Consider the following 21,681-nt stretch of genomic DNA (forward strand, 5'->3'; position numbering starts at 1 on the left):
AAATCAGCAATTAAACTTTCTATACCTTTCATATCCACAATACTATCCTCAATTACCTTTAAAAGTCACACTATTTTTAAGTTCATTGTAACTTATTGTACTTGCAATTATATATAAAGGTCTGTCTTTACTCTCATCAGATATTCTTCCACTATATTGCCCTATAATAGCGAGAAAGCAAAACATAATGCCAAACATAATTAAGTTAATGGAAAGTATTAGACCTAAATTTAATATATTGCTTTGCTTAAATAGTGAGGTTGTAATACTACTAATTAATAAAATAGTACCTATTAAACCTGCAAATACTCCAAAGTAGCCAGTAATCATTAATGGTTTATAATAAATAAAATTTCATGGTTTTCAAGTGTTTGATCCATGACGGATTTTAATCTTTTGTAACTCTCATTTATAACAAGTTCTTCATTATACAAAGGCACTATTACAGAAAAAATAATTCCATTACTCATTATTATCATTCCCTTCACTTTAATTATTAAATGTTTCTCCACAATTAAAATTATAAGGGTAAATTGTATCAGCAGTATCAAATTAATATGTGAACTTTATGTGATAAGTTATATAAAAAGGCTACCTAAGAAAGGCAGCCAGTTACTGTTGGAGTGGTTACTACTATATTAAATCGTTTTTAAATCCTTTACCTCTCACCTCTGAAGCATCAACTATTATCATAAAAGCATTATTGTCTATTTCTTTAATTATTAATTTTAATTCGGGAATTTGATGGAGTGCTACTGTACAAAATAATATTTTTTGATGATTACCAGTATATGCACCTTCTCCATATAAAAAAGTAACTCCTCTATGCATTTTATACAAAATCCCACTACAAATTTCTTTTTCTTTTGTAGTAATAATAAGAACTAATTTTTGTTTTTTCATTCCATGAATTATTCTATCGGTAACTTCAGCCGTTATATACATAGAAGCTATAGTATACAACGCGCTAGTTACTCCAAAAAAGAAAGTACCGATACAAACAATTATCATATTAACACAAAATGATATTTGTCCTATATTAAAGTTATCATGCTTTACTTTTATCAAAGCTGAAACAATGTTGGCTCCTCCTCCGGAACCGTGATTGCTGAATATTATTCCTATGCCAATTCCATTTAATACTCCACCGTATAAACATAATAGTAACGTATCGTTTGTGCCAATCAGTTCTTTTAAAGGAGCAGTTAAAATTAAAAACAAAGAAAATGAGATTATACCTATAATTGAAAAAATAGTAAATCGTTTGTTAAGATATTTATAACTTAGTATTAATAACGGAATATTTAATAAGAGTATAGTATATCCAGCAGGAAATTTAAATAAATATTGGATAATTAACGATATACCAGTTGCACCACCACTTAGAAGTTTGGCTTTGGAAATAAACAAATTAATTCCGAGTGAAGATATCAAACTTCCAAGTAGTATAAAGAAGATATTCTTAATGATATTTTTGTTTATATAATTAAACATATTGTTTCCTCCTCCAGAGTAAAGCTATTTGTCAGAGTCTATAATAGTCTTTAACATGAAAACTTTATGAATTAATCATATAGACCTTCTTGTTATAGTGTATCATAACAGTATCATTATATGAATTAAATGTAAATAAGAATAAAAAACCACCATGTACCTAATACAGTTCTACTGCATAGTAAATGGTGGATTAAAACTAGATTTTTTTTGTTTTATGGCGTTATCCTAATACATAAGTTTGTTATTTTGTAGTATCGGTTTTTGAATCCCCCTTTTGAGAACTAGAGATTAAACTAAGTCCTGCAGATGGGAAAATTTTAATATTTTAACTATTCTTAAACATACCTAAACTATATAAATAGGTAAAATCATATTGTTTTACTTTTTATATCGGTGTTTTATCTTAATTTGCTTTGTCTGTACACCTTCATAAGATATGAATATATACACTAATAAGAGAAATAATAAATAAAAATAACGTTCCGTAATAATACTTTTTTATTGATATATTTAAATGTACGTGCTAAGGTGTTAAAGTAACAGATACAAATTAATTTTACCTTTTAAATAAATTTGATATCATTTAAACAGTACTCTAATTTTGTAGTACAGATAATTGTTTAATTAAAGATAAAGAGGAGTGATATGCAGTGGCAGAGAAAAATAAAAGAGAGATGTTTTCTACAGGATTTGCAATTTTTTTTGCAACATTAGGTTCAGCCGTAGGTTTAGGTAACATATGGAAATTCCCTTATTTAATAGGGTCTAACGGTGGAGGAGCTTTTCTCTTAGTATATCTTTTATGTGTTGTATTAGTTGGTATTCCCATTATGGCATGTGAATTTTACATTGGAAGAAAATCAAGGAAAAATGCAGTCGGAGCTTTTAAAAAATTAAATGCTGCTAAAGGCTGGAAAACTATTGGATTAATGGGGACATCTACAGCATTTCTAATAGCATTTTTTTATAGCTGTGTTGCAGGATGGGTTTATTCCTATGTATTCAAGGCAATAAAGGGCGATTTTAGGGGGGTTACTTCTAGTACTGCTTCGGCAAAATTCATGTCAACCTTAATTGGACCACTGTCTCCAATAGTATGGCAATTTATAGTTCTCATCGTAGTTTCAATAATCTTAATTGCAGGAGTTAAAAATGGAATTGAAAGAATAACAAAGACACTTATGCCTGTATTATTCATACTAATTATTATATGTGGTGCAAGGGCATTAACACTTCCAGGTGCATCACAAGGATTAAAATTTTTATTTCATGTGGATTTTTCGCAATTAACTGGACGTGTTATATTAGCAGCTCTTGGTCTAGCCTTTTTCAAACTGTCCCTCGGGATGGGAACAATGATTACTTATGGAAGTTATTTTACACCTGATAATAATATGATAGCAACTTCAGTTAAGGTTGCTTTATCTGACTCACTAATTTCAATATTGGCAGGAATTGCAATATTCCCAGCCGTATTCTCTTTTGGTCTAAAACCTAGTGAAGGTCCTGGTCTTTTATTTATGACTATACCACTTGTATTCTCAAAAATACCTTTTGGCAGTGTATTATTAGTCGCATTTTTCTTTTTAACTGCAATAGCCGCTACAACAGCACTGATATCTATGGTTCAAGTCCCAGTTGCGTATTTTACAGAAGAAAAGGGTATGAGTAGAACGAAAGCTGTGTTATTTACAACAAGCATAATGATGGTGTTTGGAATTCTCGCAACATTATCGGCTCATCCCACGAGTGCCCTTGCTAATATTCATATAATAGGCCAGAGAGGATTTTTCGATACCTTTGACTACTTATCTTCAGATATATTACTTCCAATAGGTGGGCTTTTAATAGCGATTTACGTTGGATACTTTACTAAAAAGGAAGATTTCAAACTAGAACTATCAAATCAAGGAACTTTAAATAACGATTCTGTGTTAAACATTATATATGTATTTATTAAATTTATATCACCAATCCTTCTTTTAATTATTTTCTTAAATTCTATAGGAATAATTAAATTTTAAATAAAAATATTTATTAACAAACCACTTCATTACTGAAGTGGTTTACCTTTCACATCTATGCCACTAATTTGGTTTTCAACCTTAATAACATCAACTACTGTGATGCATTTCTTCGGCTAATTCCAGTTCGTTATCAATCTTTTCAAATCTATTTACCATTTTACCATCAACTTCTTTTTTCTCTAAAAACATACTTAATGGTCTAACCCATATTCCTCTTTCTCCATAAAGGGCCTGATAAACCACCATATCTTCACGCGTTTCTGAGTGTTTTGCTACATAAAGCACTAAATATTCATTGCCTTTAAAATGTCTATATTTTTTACCGATTACAATATTATTTTCATTCATTAATATATACCTTCTTTATAGAAATATATTTTTTAGGCTTTAAATCTTCCAACTTATTATCTCTTCTAAATTGAAATGAGTGAGTTTAATTACATGCTTGATCTGAAGACATTACTGCCACTCCCTCATTTTTCTATTTTTCACGGTTAATAAATATTTATTTTTTTATAAAATTTAAGTTTAATACGTAAGTTACCATTAGAATTATAGACATACTTAGCTTACTTCATTATACCCGCTTTTCTTACCTTATGCACTCAATACTTTCTACAGTATTACCTTCTTCTTGCCAATTTAAAAACATCATCAATATATCACTAATAATTTCTTCAGGAATCGTTTTCGCTCATTTATAGATATATAACAAATCGAGTAGGAGCTAAATAATTAATTTATTTAGCGACCTCTCACACCACCGTGCATACCGTTCGGTACACGGCGGTTCAATAGAAATTAATGTTTTAATAAATATGTCTCAGATATAGAAACTAATCCTATATTTTTAAGGTATTTATTGGTCAATGTTTTGTTTAATATAGGGCTATTGGATGTTCTCCAATAGCCTTTCCTTGTATTTGCATATTGCAAAGCTTTATTGTTTGGTATTCCTAATTTAACAAGGTTCCCATATTTTGTTTTAATCTTTTTCCATTGTTTCCAAAAACACATTCTAATTCTTCGCCTTAACCATTCATCAAGTGTTTTAAGAATACTTTTAATGTCTGCAATAGCAAAATAATTTATCCATCCAACTATCACTTGCTTAAGTTTCATAAACCTATATTTCATGCTCATCGCATTACTTCTTGAAGTTAATTCTTTTAGCTTTGCTTTGAATTTGATTATAGGTTTTTGAGGAACTCTCATTCTGTATTCACCTTTTGCTCGGTAAAATGAAAATCCTAAAAATTTAAGTTTCCAAGGTCTATCTACTGTACTCTTTTCTTTATTCACTCTAAGCTTTAACTTTTCCTCAATAAATCTCGTAATACTCTTCATTACTCTATTTGCTGATTTCTCACTTTTGACGTATATATTCGCATCATCAGCATATCTACAAAAGTTTAGTCCTCGTTTTGTTAGTTCTACATCGAGTTCATGTAACATTACGTTACTTAATAATGGGGACAAAGGCCCGCCTTGAGGTGCTCCTTCTTCTGTATTCATAAATACCCCATTTATCATCACTCCACTTTGTAGATACTTTCGTATCAGAGAAATTACTCTACTATCTTTAATATCTTCCGATAGTATCCTTATTAATTTATCATGATTTATCGTATCAAAGTATTTAGAAAGGTCTATATTCACCGTCCATGTATGTCCAGCATTAATATATCCCCTACATTTTTCAACAGCTTGTTTTCCACTTCTTAAAGGTCTAAAACCGTAACTATTATCAGAAAATTTCTTTTCATATATTGGTATTAGAGTTTGTGATATCGCTTGTTGAATAACTCTATCTAATACAGTAGGTATTCCAAGTAGCCTAATTCCACCGTCAGGTTTTGGTATTTCTACCCTTCTTACGGCTAGAGGTCTATATCTACTTTCTAATAATGATTGCCTTAATTCTTGTCCATGCTCTTTTAGATAATGTAGAAGTTCATCTACTGTCAAACCATCAATCCCATGACTTCCTTTATTGGCTTTTACTCTTTTATATGCTTTATTCATATTATCTCTCGATAATATCTGCTCGAGTAAACCATTATCATATTCATTCACATCGTTTCTTCCTTCTTCTGACATAGAGGAAATACTATGCACTTCTACATTACCTTCGAGTTCCACTCTATTCTCTCGTAGAGAGCCTTCTTTATGAAGTTGTCTGCTTTTATCATATTTTCTCGTATCCTTCAAAATTCCAAAACCTCCTATTGTTCAGTCCTTCCCACGCTAACGCGTTTTGCATGGTACTATGACGTCTGCTGACTTCTGATAGTTCAGCCATACATCACTGTATGGGTTGTTATTTCTAAATTCATATCCACAACTTACCTATCAGATCTCCCCGGGTAAGAACGCAATCTTTCACTCCATCTATCTGCTACATTTACACCACTTGTTTCGAATAGTTTTGGGCTTCGTTTTGTATTGCAAACTTACCCACAAGCATATGCCTTATATGTAGTTTCTGTTCGTCAGACCGGAGTTTGGCCGCCAACTTCCTTCAGATTCCATCTCACGATGGACACCCTTGTCTTAAGCTATGCACTTGGCACTATTAACCCGTGCTAGGGACTTTCACCCATTAGATTGCGCCCATGCCGGGCGCACAATAAAAGCCCTATGTCTGCTTTTGCAGACATAGGGTAATTAAAAAAAATCATCTAAATCATAATTTATTTAGTGTTTTCAGCATAGGCATTATCCCAAGTATTCAAGAATACATAATCTTTTGCATCTTTTTTATTGTTATGTTCTTTACTTTCTGCAATTTCCCCAATAGGAGTCATTGCAACTACTTTGTAATTTTGTGGAATGGCTAATGCTTTTTTTATAATATCTTCATCAATTGCAGCAATCCAACAAGTTCCATAACCCTCATTAGTAGCTGACAAAATAAAATGCTCCATAGCAATGGCACTATCCACTAAATAATACTCTCTGTTTTCAACTTCTCCAGAAGCATCTGGCTTTGCTACTATAACCGCCGTCATTGGAGCATCTAATATTGATTGTGCTGCTGAATTGTCCTTATTCATTATAGATTTAGAAATTTGTTCTAGTTTGTTTTTTTCATCAACTAAAATAAATTTGTATGAAGTATTATTTTTCCATGAAGGGGACATCATAGCTGAATCAATCATTTTTGCTAATTTTTCTTTATTTACTGGGGTATTCTTAAATTTTTTAATACTTTTTCTACTTTTGACTACATCATAAAATTCCATATAACACACTCCTTTAATTATAGTATGTGTAATCGCTTCATAAATAATGTAGTTGTTTCACCTAAAATTTTAAAGATAGAATTAAAAAAATAAAAAAGTGTACTTATTATTTTTTTAGTATACTCTTATAAATTTCAAAATAATTTTTCCAAAACTTCTCTATAGTAAAATTATTTACAACAATGTTATATAACTTTTCACCCTTTATGTTAAAATTGCTCTTATCTAAATATGCTTCTTTCATAGCTTTATAAATATTTTCGTTGTTTTGATTCTTCACTTTATACCCGCTGTCTTCGCCTAATATACTTTGTAAGTCGCCCACTTCAGTATAAATCAAAGGTTTCTTTACAATTGCTGATTCTAAAACCGTTAAGGGTGGTGCTCCACCCTCGCTTAAAGAAGCTAAAACACTAACATCAGAGGCGTTTATATAGTCTATTGGATTAGAAACATTTCCGGTCATTATAACTTTATTTTCTATTTTTAGCTCCACTATTAACTTCTCTAGTTCGGATTGTAGCTCACCATCACCAACTAAAAGCAATTTTACATCATGAAATTCAATAGTAAGTTTTCTAAATCCCACTATAACTTCTCTATGATTTTTTATAGGATGTAATCTCGCAACCATAACATATACAAAATCATTCTTCTTTAAATTCAAATTATTTCGTATATCTTCTGTTGGCGTCACAATACTAATTTTCTTTATATCTATACCATTATTTACAACTGATTTACTTCCTTGAATATTTTTTTCTTCTAATAAAACCTTCAAATTATTTGATACACAAATATAATTATTAAAGCTCTTTAGACCCTTAATACTCAGGGGAGTAAAAATAAAATATTTCACTTTATTATTAAGGAAATCATATCTAAAATCACTGTGAACTACAGCTACTGTAGGTACGTTTAATTTACTTTTTAAAATTAAATGCATTAGGAATGGCTTTGCTCCATGGAAATTTACTAAACTTATCGAATTGCATCTTATAAAATTCACTAGCTCAATATTATTAAGCTTCTTACTAAAAAGTTTGTAGCTAATATCCATAACTCTAACTTTTGAGTAAAGTGGACCTTCTCCCAAGCAACCGACTATATTCTCAAATTTGTTATTGTATTTACTGCATATGTTTAATACGTGTTTTCCACCACCACCATTATCATTTCCTGATATGACATGCAAAACTTTAATATGGATCCTCTCCTTTACTTCTCTGATGTTAATAACAATTATTTACGTTTATACTTGTCCTTTATTACCATTAAAATAAACTTAGGTATAGATGATAATCTTTTAATTCTAAATGGTTCTTTCGCAACTCTGTAAAACCATTCCATGCCTATATTTATCATCCATTTAGGTGCACGTTTAACATTACCAGCTATAATATCAAAACTTCCTCCAACTCCCATAAATACTTTGCAAGGAAGTCTGTCCATATATTTCGCTATAAATACTTCTTGCCTTGGGCATCCCATAGCAACAAATAAGACTTGTGGACTAACTTTTTCTATTTCTTTTAATAGTTCTTCACAATTGTCCATTTCGAAATATCCATCATGACTCCCTAAAATATTTAATTTGCGATATTTAGTTCGCAGATTAATATTGCACATATTCACTGTTTCCTGGGTGGACCCTAACAAATATATTCCTTGGCTTTCTTTTTCACATTTTTTTACTATACAATCCATAAGTTCTACACCAGCAATTTTTTCTTTCACCGGTTGCCCTACAATTTTAGAACATATTACTGTACCAATTCCATCTGGAATAATGATTGAATTTTTACTAGTGAAATTTTCTAACAATAAATTATTTTGTAGCCCACTAAAAAGAACTTGTGGATTTCCTGAAACAATATGTACCTTTTTAAAACTGTTTATGTTTTTAAACAATTCTTCTATGGTATCATTAAAAATTTCGAATTGAAAAATTCTTGTTATCATAAATAAAACCCCTCCAAATTAACAACTCCCTAATAAGCGCCGTCTTTTTTAAACACAGATACAACTGTTAAGAAGATAATTTTTATATCTAATTGGACTGAAAAATTTTTAATATAATCCAAATCATAAGTAACTGTTTTCCCTAGTTCGATTTCTCCTCTTCCACTAATCTGTGCAAGTCCAGTAATTCCTGGCAAAACTAAGAGTCTTTGGTAGTAGCTTTCGGGATAATACTTAACTATCTCTGGTATTTCAGGCCTAGGACCTACAATGCTCATTTGTCCAAACAAAACATTGAAAAATTGTGGAATCTCATCTAGGCTGTTGCACCTTAAAAATTTTCCAACCCTTGTTATTCTAACGTCCGACTTGTCTTGAAACACAAAATTCTCCAAATCAAACGGATCTATATTAAGTTCTATTTTGCTTTCAGCTTGAGCTATCATAGTTCTAAATTTATAAATATTAAAATTTTTTCCATCTTTACCTACCCTAACCTGCTTAAATACAGTTGCTCCTTTTGAATCTAGTTTAATAGCAATAATGATAATTAAATATATAGGCAATAATACAATTATACCTATAAAAGATAATGTAATATCCATTAATCTCTTAAGTCCAAATTGAAGCCTCTTATTCTCAATATGCGCTTTTTTATCTATATTTATCATATTGCGTTAACTCCTACTTTCTGATGAATATTTAAGCGTCCCCCTGTATTTCTAAGTTTCTTCACCAACTTATATATTCAAATTATTTGTTGATGCGTTTAATAAACTTTCAGCTGTAGCTACTATAAACCAAAAATATGTTGTAACTTTAGGCACAAAAAATAGATTGTCTGATAAATTCATAAAATAGAATGCTACCATCGATGCCAATGCACCCATGTAAAAAGCTTGCAAAAATTTGTCATCTGTTATAGTAATTAATTTTTTCAATCTAATAAGCACTGTTATTAAAATTACTAAAAGAGATGTTATTCCTATTATGCCCAATTCACTTTGAGTCTTTAAATAAGAACTATGTGTAGGATATCTTGTATACGAGTTGTAGCTTAGGCCTTTATACTTATTAATATATTCGTTATACCTACTGATATAATTACCATTACCAACTCCTAGAATTGGATGTTCCTTAATCATCATTAGAGCCGTTTTCCACAATTTAATTCTAGCCACATTTTGTCCATTATTTGTTAAATCCTTAACTGTATCAAGAACCGCCGGACTAAATAAAGCCAAAATACCTACCCCTCCAAAAACTACAATTAATTTTAAACTATACAGCACACATAAAACCGCTGCACCGATACAAACGCCTAATAAAACGTTTCTAGAATAAGTCATAAGTATATTGAGAAATATTAGAATTGATATTATTCCATACATACTTTTTAATTTTTTATTTTTTTCATAAATTGTTAGCATTACTAATGGAAAAATAATTAAAATAAGAAAGCCCGCATATGCATTAGGATTTTGCATTGTTGCAGCAATCTTACTTGCTCTATATCCATAGGAGTATTTTACAATAAACCTTTTATCTAATCCAATTATTGTAAAGTATTGAATTATACCAAAAATACTCAAGACTCCTGATGTGAATATAAAGCATCTCAATAAGTTTTTCACTAATTTTTTTGTATTAAATTCATACTTAATTATAAAAAATATAAATACATATGTTAAAAATCTTGCGCTTTCGCTTAATGCTAATCCCTTTTCTAATGCATAAAAAGTTGATAATAACATAATACCCAATAACATCACTATGCAAATACTTAAAGTACTACTAAAGAAGTCTCTAATCCCATAAAGAAACCTTCCCCTCGTATCCCTATTAAAAATCAACTTTATGAGATATAAGCACATAATTATTCCTAATAAAATATCTGAAACAGATACTCCTTTTAAATTTGTTCCCTCTTGAATTAGAGGCATTATCACTATATAAGCACACATTAAATAATACAAAATACTACACTTAGCTTTCATTTTTTACACCTCTTTATAGACTAATATTATAATTTTTATAAATTCATCAATATTTTTTCTAATTTTCTTGTTATATCCTCTCTAGCATAATTCTCCATAACATAAGCCCTTCCATTTTCACCCAACCTATTTCTAAGCTCCATGTTATTATATAACTTTAACACCGCTTCTGCAATTTCTTTTGAATTTTCTGGTTCTACTACAATTCCTGCATTTGCACTGTTTATTAGTTTAGCCGCTTCACCTTGTACTGGTAAAATAATAGGTATTTCTGAAGCTAAGGTCTCAAACATTTTTGAGGGTAGAGCACCTTTAAAAAGTTCTAACTTCTTTAAAGGAATTATTGCAGCATCCATAGAAGCTACTATTTTAGGCATATTTACCTTTGGCTGAAGAGGTAAAAAGGTAACATTTTTTAATCCTTTTTCTTTTGCCATATTTACAAGATCTTGTTTTTCCGGACCATCACCTACAAAAACAAATTGAATGTTTTTTTCCTCTTTTACTATCTCTGCTGCATTTATTATAACTTGTAGTCCTTGTGCAAGTCCATGAATACCAGCGTAACATAGTGCAAACTTATTTTCTACTCCAATTTCACTTCTAAAGGTTTCATCCCTATTTTCACTTTTAAATAGCTTTGTATCAACTCCATTAGTTAGCAGATGTACTTTGTTTTTATCAAATCCTCTACCGACTATATCACCAACTATTCCTTCTGTTTGACAAGTAACAGCTACTGCACGTCTATAACAAAATTCTTCTAACCATACAGACATTTTAATGAATAACTTATTATGAAGCATACCTAATTTTATAGCTGATTCTGGCCATAAATCAGATATGTTAAAAACAAATTTAGCTTTTTTAAGCTTAGCTATTACATACCCTGAAAAGCCTAGAAACAGTGGTGGAGATTCCGTTATTACTACATCTTGCTTATTTATATGAATAGCCCCTTGAAGTACAGAAGAAAAAGTAAAAGATAAATAATTTCTTAATCTCTTAGTAAAACTCTTAGATTTTGTAGCATAAATACTAGTTCTAATTATCTTTATACCTTCAATTTCTTCTATGACCACCTTATTACCTTTATAATCATCAAAAATCTCCCCTCTAGGGTAGTTAGGCATTGCTGTTAATATTGTAATTTCATGGCCAAATTCCTGTAATTTTTTAGCAAACTCAAAAATTCTATTTTGAGGTGCCCCCACCTCTGGGGGACAGTACTGAGTTAAAAATAAAATACGCATGTTTTCACCTCTATTGTTTGTTTATAATTTTTAAAATTTTTTCTGCAGCATGGCCATCTCCAAAAACATTTTGCTGAGATTTATTTGGCATAAAATTAACTATGCCCTCTAAAATCTTAGTTTTATCAGTTCCAACAATAATATTCCATCCATTTTCTACTGTTTCTACCCACTCTGTTTCTTCTCTCATAGTAATACAAGGCTTATTCATAAAGAAAGCTTCCTTTTGAACCCCACCACTGTCTGTAACAATCTTTTTGCAGTACATTTCTAAACTGATCATGTCTAAATACCCAACTGGGTCAATTATCTTTATATTATTATTAAATTTCAAATCATAATCATCCATATATTTTTTTGTTCTTGGATGTAGGGGTAATATTATTTTTTTGCCGCTCTCATTTAATGCCTCACTAATATTTCTTAATCTATTTATATCATTAGTATTTTCTGCTCTATGTATGGTAGCTAAAATAAATTCTTCCTGGTATAAATTAAGTTTCTTCATAATCTTAGATTTTTCTTTTGAAATCTTTGAAAAATTAAGGGTCGCATCATACATTACATCCCCTACATTATGAACACCCTTAGTTATGCCCTCAGTACTTAGGTTTTTAACCGCTGAAGTTGTAGGTGCAAACAGATATTTTGAAATATGATCTGTTAAGATTCTATTTTGTTCCTCCGGCATATTCATGTTAAAGCTTCTAAGTCCCGCTTCTATATGTGCTACTGGAATACGTAACTTACTTGCACAAATTGCTCCAGCAAAGGTTGAGTTCGTATCCCCATAAACTAAAACCATATCTGGCTTTTCTTTTATATAAATTTCTTCGAGCTCTATTAACATCCTACCAGTTTGCATGCCGTGTCCACCTGAACCTACCTCTAAATTATAACTAGGCTTAGGTATTTTAAGTTCTTCGAAAAAAATCTTTGACATATTTTCATCATAATGTTGACCTGTATGTATTAAAATTTCTTCATGCTCATTTCTAATTATATTCGATACTGCAGCTGCTTTTATAAACTGCGGTCTTGCTCCTACGACTGTTAATATTTTCATATAGACTCCTGACTTTTAATAAGTTTTTTTAATAAAGTTTTTTATAAAAATTAGAATTGCACTTCCTTTTCAAATCATCATTTATAAACTTTCTATAATACTCATCAGTTCTCTAGTTAAATTTTCTCTGTTGTACTTTTTAACTTTTTCCCAATGAATATCTAACTTTTCCTGCATGCCTTTCCAAATGCCATAGGATTTATATATAACTGCTTTAATTTCATCTATTTGTTCAGGATGACAACAAAATCCTGTGTTCGTATCAAGTATTAAATCTTTAGCAACACCGTCCGGTACAATGCCTATAACAACCCTTCCACTTCTTATGTACTCAAATATCTTTCCTGTATATACGCCTTCGCTTCTTTCAAAAGCTCCTATAATTAGAAGCGCTGCTGAAGAATTTTCTAATTCCTTCAAACTTTCTTTATGGGGCAAATATGATATAAATTCAATAACCTTATCATATTTTGCAAGAAAAAACGTAATATCTTCCTGGGCATCCTTGCCTATTTGCCCGACAAATCTAATGATAAGCTCTTCCAGTTTTATTTTTTTATCCTCAATAAGCCTATCTATAGCTATTAAGAAATTCTTTGGTGATATCTTCCCATACAGGGTTCCATTATAAGTTATAATATATTTGGGAGGTATCCTATCTATATTATAATCATCAAAATCATCCTCATCATATCCATTAGTAATTATTTTAAATTTATCTGCCCTCTGATTCTTATATCTATCAATAAAATCATCTATTATAGGTTTACTTACAGATATTACAACATTCGCTTTTTCAATAACTGTCGTCTCCATCCTTTCATTTTTTCTCTTAGCATAGGGCGTGTAATCTGCGAATGGGTTAGTTACCCATTGGTCACGAAAGTCAGCAATCCACGCTATGTTAGATTTTTGCTTTAATTCACAAGCAATTAAATGCCCAGTATATGGTGCTGAGGTAGAGTATATTATATCAATTTTTTCTTCCTTAATTATTTTAAGTCCTAATTCTACCGCATCTTTTTTCCATGAAATTTTATCATCCGGTATGTACATATTTCTATAAATATTTAATAAGGTTTTTTTTATTTTTCTCTTAACTTTAGATTTAAGTGTAATTTCAGAGGTTATTTTTATTATATCCTCTTTATTTTCAACCTTCATGGTTTTGACATGGGTTATATTCCTATTAGCAATAGTATTGACAATAAAATTATCTCTTTGCATAGCCCTAAATACCTTTATTCCATCCGTTGATTCAGCTTCCAAAGACTCATCCTTTATAGTGCTCTTTTCATTATTTACAGTAAGCACGTTTACGTTGTATCCAAATTTCTTTAGAAACTTAGCAAATTTTAAAGTTCTCTGAACTCCTGCACCTCCTAGTGGTGGGTAAACATAAGCTACAATTAATATGTTTTTCATTATTAACACCTCTCATTGTCCTAACTCTTAACTAACAGATTTCCCTTCTGAATATATCATTAGTATCATCACTACAGTAAAAACAAAAGCAGGCACTACACTTATTGGATCTCTTGAGGCCATAAAAGATTGGCCTGTAATATTTCCATAAACTAAGAGACATAAAAGCCCAATAATTCCTGGCCATTTAAATTCTTTGAAATCTTTCTTATTATTTTTAATTATATCCAATACTGACTTTATTAAGCTGCTTAGCCAAGCTAACATAAAAGTAAAAGTAAATATAATTCCAAATTCTGTAATTAAATTAAGAATTATATTATGAGCATCTATGTACAATTTTTTAGGGTTTCCACCATATTGTAAATAGTAATATTTAAAGTGCCCTGGTCCCACACCAAAATAAAAGTGGTCATTTATCATTTCAAAAGCTAAGGCCCATATTGGTCTTCGACTTTTAGTTTGCTCTATTAATCTTTTAAGCATTCTGGCATTGTTGCTGACTAGGTCTTCTATACTGTTTATCTTTATGTCCGTTGCAATTTCTTCCACTTCCCACCTATGCATAACATTAAATGTCATGCAAGAAATCACAACTATAGAAATTAGTAAATATTTTTTCCAATTATTTATATCTACTATAATTACAATAAAAAAACACATAGCTAATGTTAGTAGAATGCCCCTTGATTTTTGAGTACTAAAATTAATTATTTGAATTAATAATAAGAATATATATATTTTGTTATGTTTCCCTGATAGCTCTTTATTTATAGCATATAACAATATAAAAGGCATTACTATTATAGTATATCCAAGCATGAAATTGCTACCTAAGACCCCATAGAGATGCTGATTATTGCTACGTACAATTAAATTATATAAAGTTACTATTATATCTGGTATTGATGATAACGTAACTCCCACGCATAAATAGAGCAATATATCCTTGTAAAACTCTTTATTGCTTTTTTTATAGCAAAGTATACCTATGCTATAGGTCATCATTGAAACCATGTTAAGTAGCACTAGCTTAAATGCTTCTAAAACATGAATACTTAGCATAGAAGATATAGTCGCTAATAATAACAATATAATATAGAGTACACTTAGCTTGGTGTATTTAACCGTAAGCTTTGAAAAATCAAATCCTCCATATTTAAATTCGCGAGCCATATTTGTTAAATATATAGCAAAATAAGCTAAATATACCACTTCACCTATCCCAGCTATATTTAACCTATTCATAATATACAATGCCATAGGTATTATTGGTATTGCTACCGCGTAAACTAAACTTGCGGTAACAAAATCTTTAAACATTAAAATCAAACTACAAATTACGAACAAGGTTACAAATATGCTACTTACGAACATGAGCACATTTGATGTACCCATCTTTATAAACAACCCTATTTCTATAACAGCATATAATATTAGAATTATGTGAATATACTTTTTCAAATAATAGTAATACTCTTTAATCTCTTGCGTTAATTGCATTTTTATCCTCCTACATAGTTTCTGATATTTTCAAATGACAAGTGCATTGCAAGCTAGAATATACCATTACTATTTACTAACCTTCTCAAGTGTTTTATATATATCATTCATGATTTTTGCATTGTCAAACCAATTATACCTCTCCCGGACTAATCTTCTTGCATTTTTTGAAAATTCCTTCATTTGATCTTCATTTTCAATGATTTTCATAAGTTTTAATGTTATATCATAACTACTCTTTTGCTTGATTACAAAACCGTTATAGTTATTAAAAATTATCTCTTTTAATCCACCTACATCTGTAGTTATTATTGGCCGTCCACACGCACAGGCCTCGACAGCTGAAACTCCAAAACTTTCACTTAAGGATGGCAGACATACTATATCCATCTTGTTTATGTATTCAGGTACTTTTTCATTATCTATTTTACCTGTAAATGTAACCTTAGAATTTAAATTTAATTTCTTTACTAAAGACTCAAGCTCTAATTTTTGGGTACCATCTCCAACAATTAAAAGTCTTAAATCTTTGGTTCCGCTGTATTTACGTATAAGCTCTGAAAATCCCTCAATAAGATAATTTAACCCGTATATTTTTTCTAATCCCTTAATAACACCTATGGTAATATAACTACTATTTAGTATAGGTGTGTTACATTTAAATTTATCTAAATCTACACCAAAGGGGGTTACTACTATCTCTTTGTTGTAGTATTTTTTTGTTTCCTCAGTCATATTATAACTTGTAGAGCAAACTTTATCCGCTCCTTTTAATATATACTTAAGTAGCAATTCTTTAGCTTTATTATCTTTAGGGAACTCATACACATCGCTACCCCAAACAGATATTACAAATGGATGGAAATTGCACATTCTCCCATAAAGTCCATAGCTAGTAGCATAGTGACTGTGTAATATATCTGGATTAATGTCTTTTACTAATTTTTTAATTGATTTAATTAATAAAAAATAACTTAACTTATTTGTACCTATAGTTCTTAACACATGCAAATTTACATTGTTTTCATACACATAATCTGTTTCTCTCATAGAAATTATATGAATCTCATTACCAAGTCTCGCAAAATATTGAACCCATTTTCTTGTATGTATACTATGTGCATCTGCTAAAAAGCAAATTTTTCTCATAAATTTCCTCCTGTTCTTTTACACTATTTAAGTATAATTAAGAATCTTAGAAAGTTATCTTTAATTACTCATTCTTTATTGTTTCTAAAAGCTTCTCAGGAGAATTTACTATAATATTTATTATCCTCTCTGTTACTTTTCCATCCAACTTATAGAAATTTTCATGGATATACTTTTGCATGTCGTGGTTTAGTGTCACGTCACCTATATTTATTTTAATCATACACTCTAAAAGCTCATTTTCATCCTTAACTCCAAAGGATACCCCCTCTTTAACAAAACCACCAGCATCATTATATTTAGGGAGTAATATACATATAGAAGGTTTATTAATAAGTGCCGCTTCTACAACTACTGTAGAATGTACGCTTACTACCAAACCACTCCATTTAATTAATTCATACAAATCTCCATCCTTCATTATTTTACAGTTTTTAATGTGGAACTTTTCCACCATAACTTCATAAAATTCAAAATTCAAATCTACAGGATGAAGTTTTATAATTAATTCGTAATCTTCCTTCATTAAATTTATTGCCTTAAATAGCATTAAGGTAGCCGGTTCAAGTAAATCCCTAAAATATTGAGTGGCATAAAGTATTCTCAGTGTCCCATTTTTTTTAGACTTTTTCAAATATCCATTTTGAACTAAATTGTCTGTTCTTACTTGACCAACTACATTAACATTTTCTTTATTATATACATTTGTATGAGATATCAATAATTCTTTATACTTTTCCCCCCAGACAAATGTATTACGTGGCACCAACAAATCTTTATACTTTGAATTAATTATGTAAGTAGATGAGGTTTCATTTATTATTCCATGTTGCACAGCATAAGTATCTATATTCAACTTATTTCCTGCGACTATAAAGCACCTTCCCCTGTCGCCTTCTCCTGCTACTAAACATTTTTTATTTTTCAACTTTCTAATAATTTTTCCTGCCATTAATAGTTCATATAAATAGGAAAGATAACTCGTTCTTAAATCCTTCATCACAAATCCTAAAAGTATATTTTTAAGATCAAGTTCATTTAAGTGAAAATCTAACTTATCTAAATAAATTAAATTATCTACTAATAAATTATTATTTACATTTTTCTTGGCTTTAAGCCTTTTGTATAAAATAAATAATTCAAATGGCACAAAATTTTCATGACAATTTAGAGTCTTATCTATGATGTATTTATTGTTTAAGAGTTGAAAATTTAAAATATTATAAGTTTCTTTTAATTTATTTATAACTTTCCCTAATTGAGTATCGTAATAGCCATCGGTATTGCCTTTAACTAAGTTTAAACTTGAAGCATGTGAAATAATTAAAAATGGTTCTTTATGATTTCTCCTATTCGTTAAAAAGTTTTTAAATATAAATTTGCAGTAACTCCCTATTCCCCTAATAAACCGTTTAGTTAACTTGCCTTTACTTATAGCTTGAATGTTTTTTTTACTATAAATTCTCTCACATTTAAGGTTGAATACCTCTACACAAACCTTTTCCATAAAGTCATCATCTGTTTTTACTTGTATTTCTTCATTCGTTTTATACTTAGCATTTCTTATAACCATAATACAGAAAATCAAACCATTTAATTTTCTATAAATAGTGGGTCTACTAAAAATATATAATGGTATTTCATCATATAAATATAACTCTTCAAGCTTTAACCCATTAACCTTTTGATTTTCTAAATAAGTTAAATACTCAAAAGCTTCCTTTTCTGCGTTTATATTTCCTATATATTCAAATAAATCCACAACTTTTCTATCTATTATCAGTTCTTTTTTTTGTGCTGTATAGATTAATTTAACCATTAAATCATCTCCTGCGGAGCTGCAATATCAACGACTTCAGAAGGAGATTTGTACTCCCACTTATAGAAGTGGGACACTTTCCTTCTGAAATGTCGTTGAATCATCTCTTTTAACTTATTTTTGCATTAATTTTCCACTGATTTTTTTAATCTCATATCCTAATACAATTAATGTTGCTATTAATATTCCATATCTCAAAACCCAATTGTTTTTGACTATAAAAAATATTACACTGCTAAGTACTATGTATAAAATGCCATATGCAAAAGGTTTAAACGTATAAATTCTTACGTCTAATATGCGTAAAGATATATAATAATGATATAAAAATAATAAGATATACGATATTATTGTTGTCCATGCCCCTGCAACTGCGCCGTATCTTGGAATTAAAATATAATTTAATACACCATTTATTAAAGCTGCAATAAGGGTTCCTAGGGAAAGGAACTTTGTATTTTTAGTATAGAATTCAATATTAGCTGGTATACTGTATAGAAATTGAAAATAATATCCTATTATGATTAATGGAACGTAATCTAACCCTTTATAAAATTTTTTTGTACCCATTAGTTTTCCTATTTCAGGAGATATAAATATAAGTATAAACCCCATCACAGAAAATAACATAATATAATATTTAATTTTCAGCTTTATGTCATCATAATTTTTTTCTTTCATATTCTCATAAAACCACGGTACCCAAGCCTTATTACACGCCAACCATACAATATACATTATCATTCCAATTTTATATGCAAAGGTATATATTCCTGCAGCACTAGATCCTATCATACTATTTATCATAACCGTATCCACAGACTGCAAAATCACGCCTGATAAAAGATGTACAATTGCCGGTATAGATATGGCTAATCCATACTTCCAGTATTCAAAACTAATTAGTTTTTTGCCTTTTTTCATAGCAATTACATATAAAACTGTACCGTAAATTAAAGCTACAATAATTAAAGAACCAATCCTACCATAATACTTATCACTTTTAATATTACTTATGAGTATTATAGCCAGAATTGTGTTTATAATAGCACTACTTATTGATATAAGTAAATATTTCTTATATTTATATTCAGCATTTAATTTGGCATTAGAAAAATCCACGATAAATCCAAAAAAACCTTGAATAATAAGGAAGATGACTAATATAGAATTTAAATTTATAATAGAAGATATTTGCTTTTTAAACACAAATCCAATTATAAGCCACATAATAGCAAATAGTGTGACTAAAAAAAGTATAGATGAAGCATACTCATCATATCTTTCCTGAAAATCCACTTTGGCATTATTAACTGTAGCCAATAGCCCTAATGTAATTATAGTTGTAAAAACGGAAAGCCATGTGGTATATACCCCCGTTATTCCATAATCACTAGCACTAAGTAAACGCGTAAAAATAGGCATAGTTACAAAGGAAATGCCTTGAACAAAAAAGGTCCCTATAGTAAACCAAATTCCACTTCTCACCAATCTGCTTTTGTACAATTTCTTTATAAAATCTATATTCATATTATCTCCTATCCACCTTACCAATGTATCATAACCCTCCACTAAAGCGGCTTAATTAATGACTTTCGCCCTTAAATGCAAATAAATAACAGAGTTATTTATTGCATTCTTTTATTATTTCACATACCTTTGCAATGTCTTCTTTTTTAAGTCCAACAGAACTTGGAAGATTTATTCCACGCTGATAAAGCTCATTTGTAATACTTAAATCCCCATGTGTACAAGTTTTATATGGAATCATATCATGTATAGGCATAAAGAATGGTCTTGCCTCTACTTTTTCTTCATTAAATTTTTGTATAAGCGCGTCGCGAGTTATACCATACTTTTCTTCAACTAGGATTGAGTATAGCCAGAAACAATTTTCTACATTCTCTTTTTCTATCGGTAAGGTAATTCCTTTAATTTCACTTAATAGTTCATTGTAATATGCTGAATTTTGTCTTTTAATTTTTAAATATTCTTTAATATTTTCAAGTTGAGCCACTCCAAATGCAGCCAAAAGATTTGGCATTCTAAAATTATATCCTATTTCTGGATGATAGAACGCTTTATTTTCAGTAACTACTTTTGTTTGAGTGGATAAAAATTTCGCTCGTGCGCCATATTCTGAATTATTAGTTACAAGCATTCCACCTGCTCCAGTAGTTATAATTTTGTTCCCATTAAAACTAAAACAGCCTATATCCCCCATGGTACCTGTCATTCTGCCATTAAAAGTAGATCCTAATGATTCAGTTGCATCTTCTATAACAAATAGATTATGTTTTTTAGCTATTTGCATTACTCTATCCATATCTACAGGATGGCCATAAATATGTACTGGCATTATAGCCTTTGTTTTAGGTGTTATTAATTCCTCTATCTTTTCTGCATCCATGACAAAGGTATCTCTACATACATCTACAAATACAGGCTGTGCTCCTACGTATTTTATAGTGTTAACTGGAGATATAAAAGTTAAAGATGGAACTATAACTTCATCTGCGTATCCTATTCCAAGGGTTACTAACGCTAATTGAAGTGCTGATGTACCATTATTTGTGACAACTGCACTTTTGCTACCTACATATTCACTAAATTTTTCTTCAAATAAATTAACATAACTACCTACTGAAGATACCCAATTAGTATCTATACAGTCCTTAACATATTTAAGTTCATTTCCTCTAATTTCTGGTATACATAAAGGTATCATAACAAAACCC

18 protein-coding genes and 1 pseudogene are annotated in these 21,681 nt (G+C 30.0%); 1 reads left to right on the forward strand and 18 read right to left on the reverse strand.

Annotation, left to right across the window (positions count from 1 at the left end; all coding sequences use genetic code 11):
- Positions 1-48: 48 nt before the first annotated feature.
- The 3 genes and pseudogenes from ACWJKE_RS04420 to ACWJKE_RS04430 form a co-directional block, all read right to left on the reverse strand.
- Positions 49-330, reverse strand: coding sequence for a hypothetical protein (locus ACWJKE_RS04420; RefSeq protein WP_462959187.1), 282 nt, complete (start codon positions 328-330; stop codon positions 49-51).
- An 11-nt stretch (positions 331-341) separates the two neighbouring features.
- A pseudogene (locus ACWJKE_RS04425) lies at positions 342-470 on the reverse strand (glycosyltransferase); the annotation flags it as partial.
- A 163-nt stretch (positions 471-633) separates the two neighbouring features.
- The gene (locus tag ACWJKE_RS04430) at positions 634-1,494 is read right to left on the reverse strand and encodes a YitT family protein (protein WP_165414108.1); all 861 of its coding nucleotides are present in this window, start codon (positions 1,492-1,494) and stop codon (positions 634-636) included.
- 677 nt (positions 1,495-2,171) lie between these two features.
- Between ACWJKE_RS04430 and ACWJKE_RS04435 the strand changes: the two genes are divergently transcribed.
- Positions 2,172-3,521 (forward strand): sodium-dependent transporter, encoded by a 1,350-nt coding sequence (locus tag ACWJKE_RS04435; protein ID WP_165414114.1) that lies wholly within the window; start codon positions 2,172-2,174, stop codon positions 3,519-3,521.
- Between the two features lie 90 nt (positions 3,522-3,611).
- Here ACWJKE_RS04435 and ACWJKE_RS04440 read toward each other — a convergent pair whose 3' ends face one another.
- From ACWJKE_RS04440 to ACWJKE_RS04510, 15 genes are all read right to left on the reverse strand, one after another.
- Positions 3,612-3,872: a DUF1653 domain-containing protein gene (locus ACWJKE_RS04440; protein WP_165414112.1), complete on the reverse strand. Its 261-nt coding sequence runs from the start codon at positions 3,870-3,872 to the stop codon at positions 3,612-3,614.
- A 453-nt stretch (positions 3,873-4,325) separates the two neighbouring features.
- Complete coding sequence (gene ltrA, locus ACWJKE_RS04445; RefSeq protein ID WP_462952630.1) at positions 4,326-5,735, reverse strand: group II intron reverse transcriptase/maturase; 1,410 nt, start codon at positions 5,733-5,735, stop codon at positions 4,326-4,328.
- Positions 5,736-6,217: 482 nt separating this feature from the next.
- Positions 6,218-6,769, reverse strand: a complete 552-nt coding sequence (locus tag ACWJKE_RS04450; protein WP_216304310.1) for a nitroreductase family protein — start codon at positions 6,767-6,769, stop codon at positions 6,218-6,220.
- Positions 6,770-6,875: 106 nt separating this feature from the next.
- The gene (locus ACWJKE_RS04455) at positions 6,876-7,964 is read right to left on the reverse strand and encodes a glycosyltransferase (RefSeq protein WP_258876401.1); all 1,089 of its coding nucleotides are present in this window, start codon (positions 7,962-7,964) and stop codon (positions 6,876-6,878) included.
- A gap of 47 nt (positions 7,965-8,011) precedes the next feature.
- The gene (locus ACWJKE_RS04460) at positions 8,012-8,731 is read right to left on the reverse strand and encodes a WecB/TagA/CpsF family glycosyltransferase (RefSeq protein WP_220286826.1); all 720 of its coding nucleotides are present in this window, start codon (positions 8,729-8,731) and stop codon (positions 8,012-8,014) included.
- Positions 8,732-8,760: 29 nt separating this feature from the next.
- The gene (locus ACWJKE_RS04465; protein ID WP_462959188.1) at positions 8,761-9,402 is read right to left on the reverse strand and encodes a sugar transferase; all 642 of its coding nucleotides are present in this window, start codon (positions 9,400-9,402) and stop codon (positions 8,761-8,763) included.
- Between the two features lie 69 nt (positions 9,403-9,471).
- Positions 9,472-10,728: an O-antigen ligase family protein gene (locus tag ACWJKE_RS04470; RefSeq protein ID WP_165414070.1), complete on the reverse strand. Its 1,257-nt coding sequence runs from the start codon at positions 10,726-10,728 to the stop codon at positions 9,472-9,474.
- Positions 10,729-10,763: 35 nt separating this feature from the next.
- Positions 10,764-11,981 carry a glycosyltransferase family 4 protein gene (locus ACWJKE_RS04475; protein ID WP_462959189.1) on the reverse strand — a complete coding sequence of 406 codons (1,218 nt, stop codon included), beginning with the start codon at positions 11,979-11,981 and terminating at the stop codon, positions 10,764-10,766.
- A gap of 10 nt (positions 11,982-11,991) precedes the next feature.
- Positions 11,992-13,047 (reverse strand): non-hydrolyzing UDP-N-acetylglucosamine 2-epimerase, encoded by a 1,056-nt coding sequence (gene wecB / locus ACWJKE_RS04480; protein WP_462959190.1) that lies wholly within the window; start codon positions 13,045-13,047, stop codon positions 11,992-11,994.
- Positions 13,048-13,128: 81 nt separating this feature from the next.
- The gene (locus ACWJKE_RS04485) at positions 13,129-14,472 is read right to left on the reverse strand and encodes a glycosyltransferase (protein WP_462959191.1); all 1,344 of its coding nucleotides are present in this window, start codon (positions 14,470-14,472) and stop codon (positions 13,129-13,131) included.
- A gap of 27 nt (positions 14,473-14,499) precedes the next feature.
- A complete protein-coding gene (locus ACWJKE_RS04490; RefSeq protein ID WP_462959192.1) occupies positions 14,500-15,975 on the reverse strand; it encodes an O-antigen ligase family protein in 1,476 nt (491 codons plus the stop codon).
- 69 nt (positions 15,976-16,044) lie between these two features.
- Positions 16,045-17,124 (reverse strand): glycosyltransferase, encoded by a 1,080-nt coding sequence (locus ACWJKE_RS04495; RefSeq protein WP_220286820.1) that lies wholly within the window; start codon positions 17,122-17,124, stop codon positions 16,045-16,047.
- 64 nt (positions 17,125-17,188) lie between these two features.
- A complete protein-coding gene (locus tag ACWJKE_RS04500) occupies positions 17,189-18,943 on the reverse strand; it encodes a CDP-glycerol glycerophosphotransferase family protein (protein ID WP_462959193.1) in 1,755 nt (584 codons plus the stop codon).
- A 114-nt stretch (positions 18,944-19,057) separates the two neighbouring features.
- Complete coding sequence (locus tag ACWJKE_RS04505; protein ID WP_462959194.1) at positions 19,058-20,497, reverse strand: lipopolysaccharide biosynthesis protein; 1,440 nt, start codon at positions 20,495-20,497, stop codon at positions 19,058-19,060.
- A gap of 70 nt (positions 20,498-20,567) precedes the next feature.
- Positions 20,568-21,671: a LegC family aminotransferase gene (locus tag ACWJKE_RS04510; protein ID WP_462959195.1), complete on the reverse strand. Its 1,104-nt coding sequence runs from the start codon at positions 21,669-21,671 to the stop codon at positions 20,568-20,570.
- Between the last annotated feature and the right edge of the window lie 10 nt (positions 21,672-21,681).

The sequence above is a fragment of the Clostridium sp. CM036 genome (assembly GCF_055081135.1).

Bases quoted from the DNA above. Each gene is read 5' to 3' on its own strand.
- ACWJKE_RS04465 (WP_462959188.1), bottom strand. From the start codon at position 9,402: ATGATAAATATAGATAAAAAAGCGCATATTGAGAATAAGAGGCTTCAA.
- ACWJKE_RS04490 (WP_462959192.1), bottom strand. From the start codon at position 15,975: ATGCAATTAACGCAAGAGATTAAAGAGTATTACTATTATTTGAAAAAG.
- ACWJKE_RS04485 (WP_462959191.1), bottom strand. From the start codon at position 14,472: ATGAAAAACATATTAATTGTAGCTTATGTTTACCCACCACTAGGAGGT.
- ACWJKE_RS04435 (WP_165414114.1), top strand. From the start codon at position 2,172: ATGTTTTCTACAGGATTTGCAATTTTTTTTGCAACATTAGGTTCAGCC.
- ACWJKE_RS04440 (WP_165414112.1), bottom strand. From the start codon at position 3,872: ATGAATGAAAATAATATTGTAATCGGTAAAAAATATAGACATTTTAAA.
- ACWJKE_RS04510 (WP_462959195.1), bottom strand. From the start codon at position 21,671: ATGATACCTTTATGTATACCAGAAATTAGAGGAAATGAACTTAAATAT.
- ACWJKE_RS04460 (WP_220286826.1), bottom strand. From the start codon at position 8,731: ATGATAACAAGAATTTTTCAATTCGAAATTTTTAATGATACCATAGAA.
- ACWJKE_RS04495 (WP_220286820.1), bottom strand. From the start codon at position 17,124: ATGAGAAAAATTTGCTTTTTAGCAGATGCACATAGTATACATACAAGA.
- wecB (WP_462959190.1), bottom strand. From the start codon at position 13,047: ATGAAAATATTAACAGTCGTAGGAGCAAGACCGCAGTTTATAAAAGCA.
- ACWJKE_RS04475 (WP_462959189.1), bottom strand. From the start codon at position 11,981: ATGCGTATTTTATTTTTAACTCAGTACTGTCCCCCAGAGGTGGGGGCA.
- ACWJKE_RS04450 (WP_216304310.1), bottom strand. From the start codon at position 6,769: ATGGAATTTTATGATGTAGTCAAAAGTAGAAAAAGTATTAAAAAATTT.
- ACWJKE_RS04430 (WP_165414108.1), bottom strand. From the start codon at position 1,494: ATGTTTAATTATATAAACAAAAATATCATTAAGAATATCTTCTTTATA.
- ACWJKE_RS04470 (WP_165414070.1), bottom strand. From the start codon at position 10,728: ATGAAAGCTAAGTGTAGTATTTTGTATTATTTAATGTGTGCTTATATA.
- ACWJKE_RS04500 (WP_462959193.1), bottom strand. From the start codon at position 18,943: ATGGTTAAATTAATCTATACAGCACAAAAAAAAGAACTGATAATAGAT.
- ACWJKE_RS04420 (WP_462959187.1), bottom strand. From the start codon at position 330: ATGATTACTGGCTACTTTGGAGTATTTGCAGGTTTAATAGGTACTATT.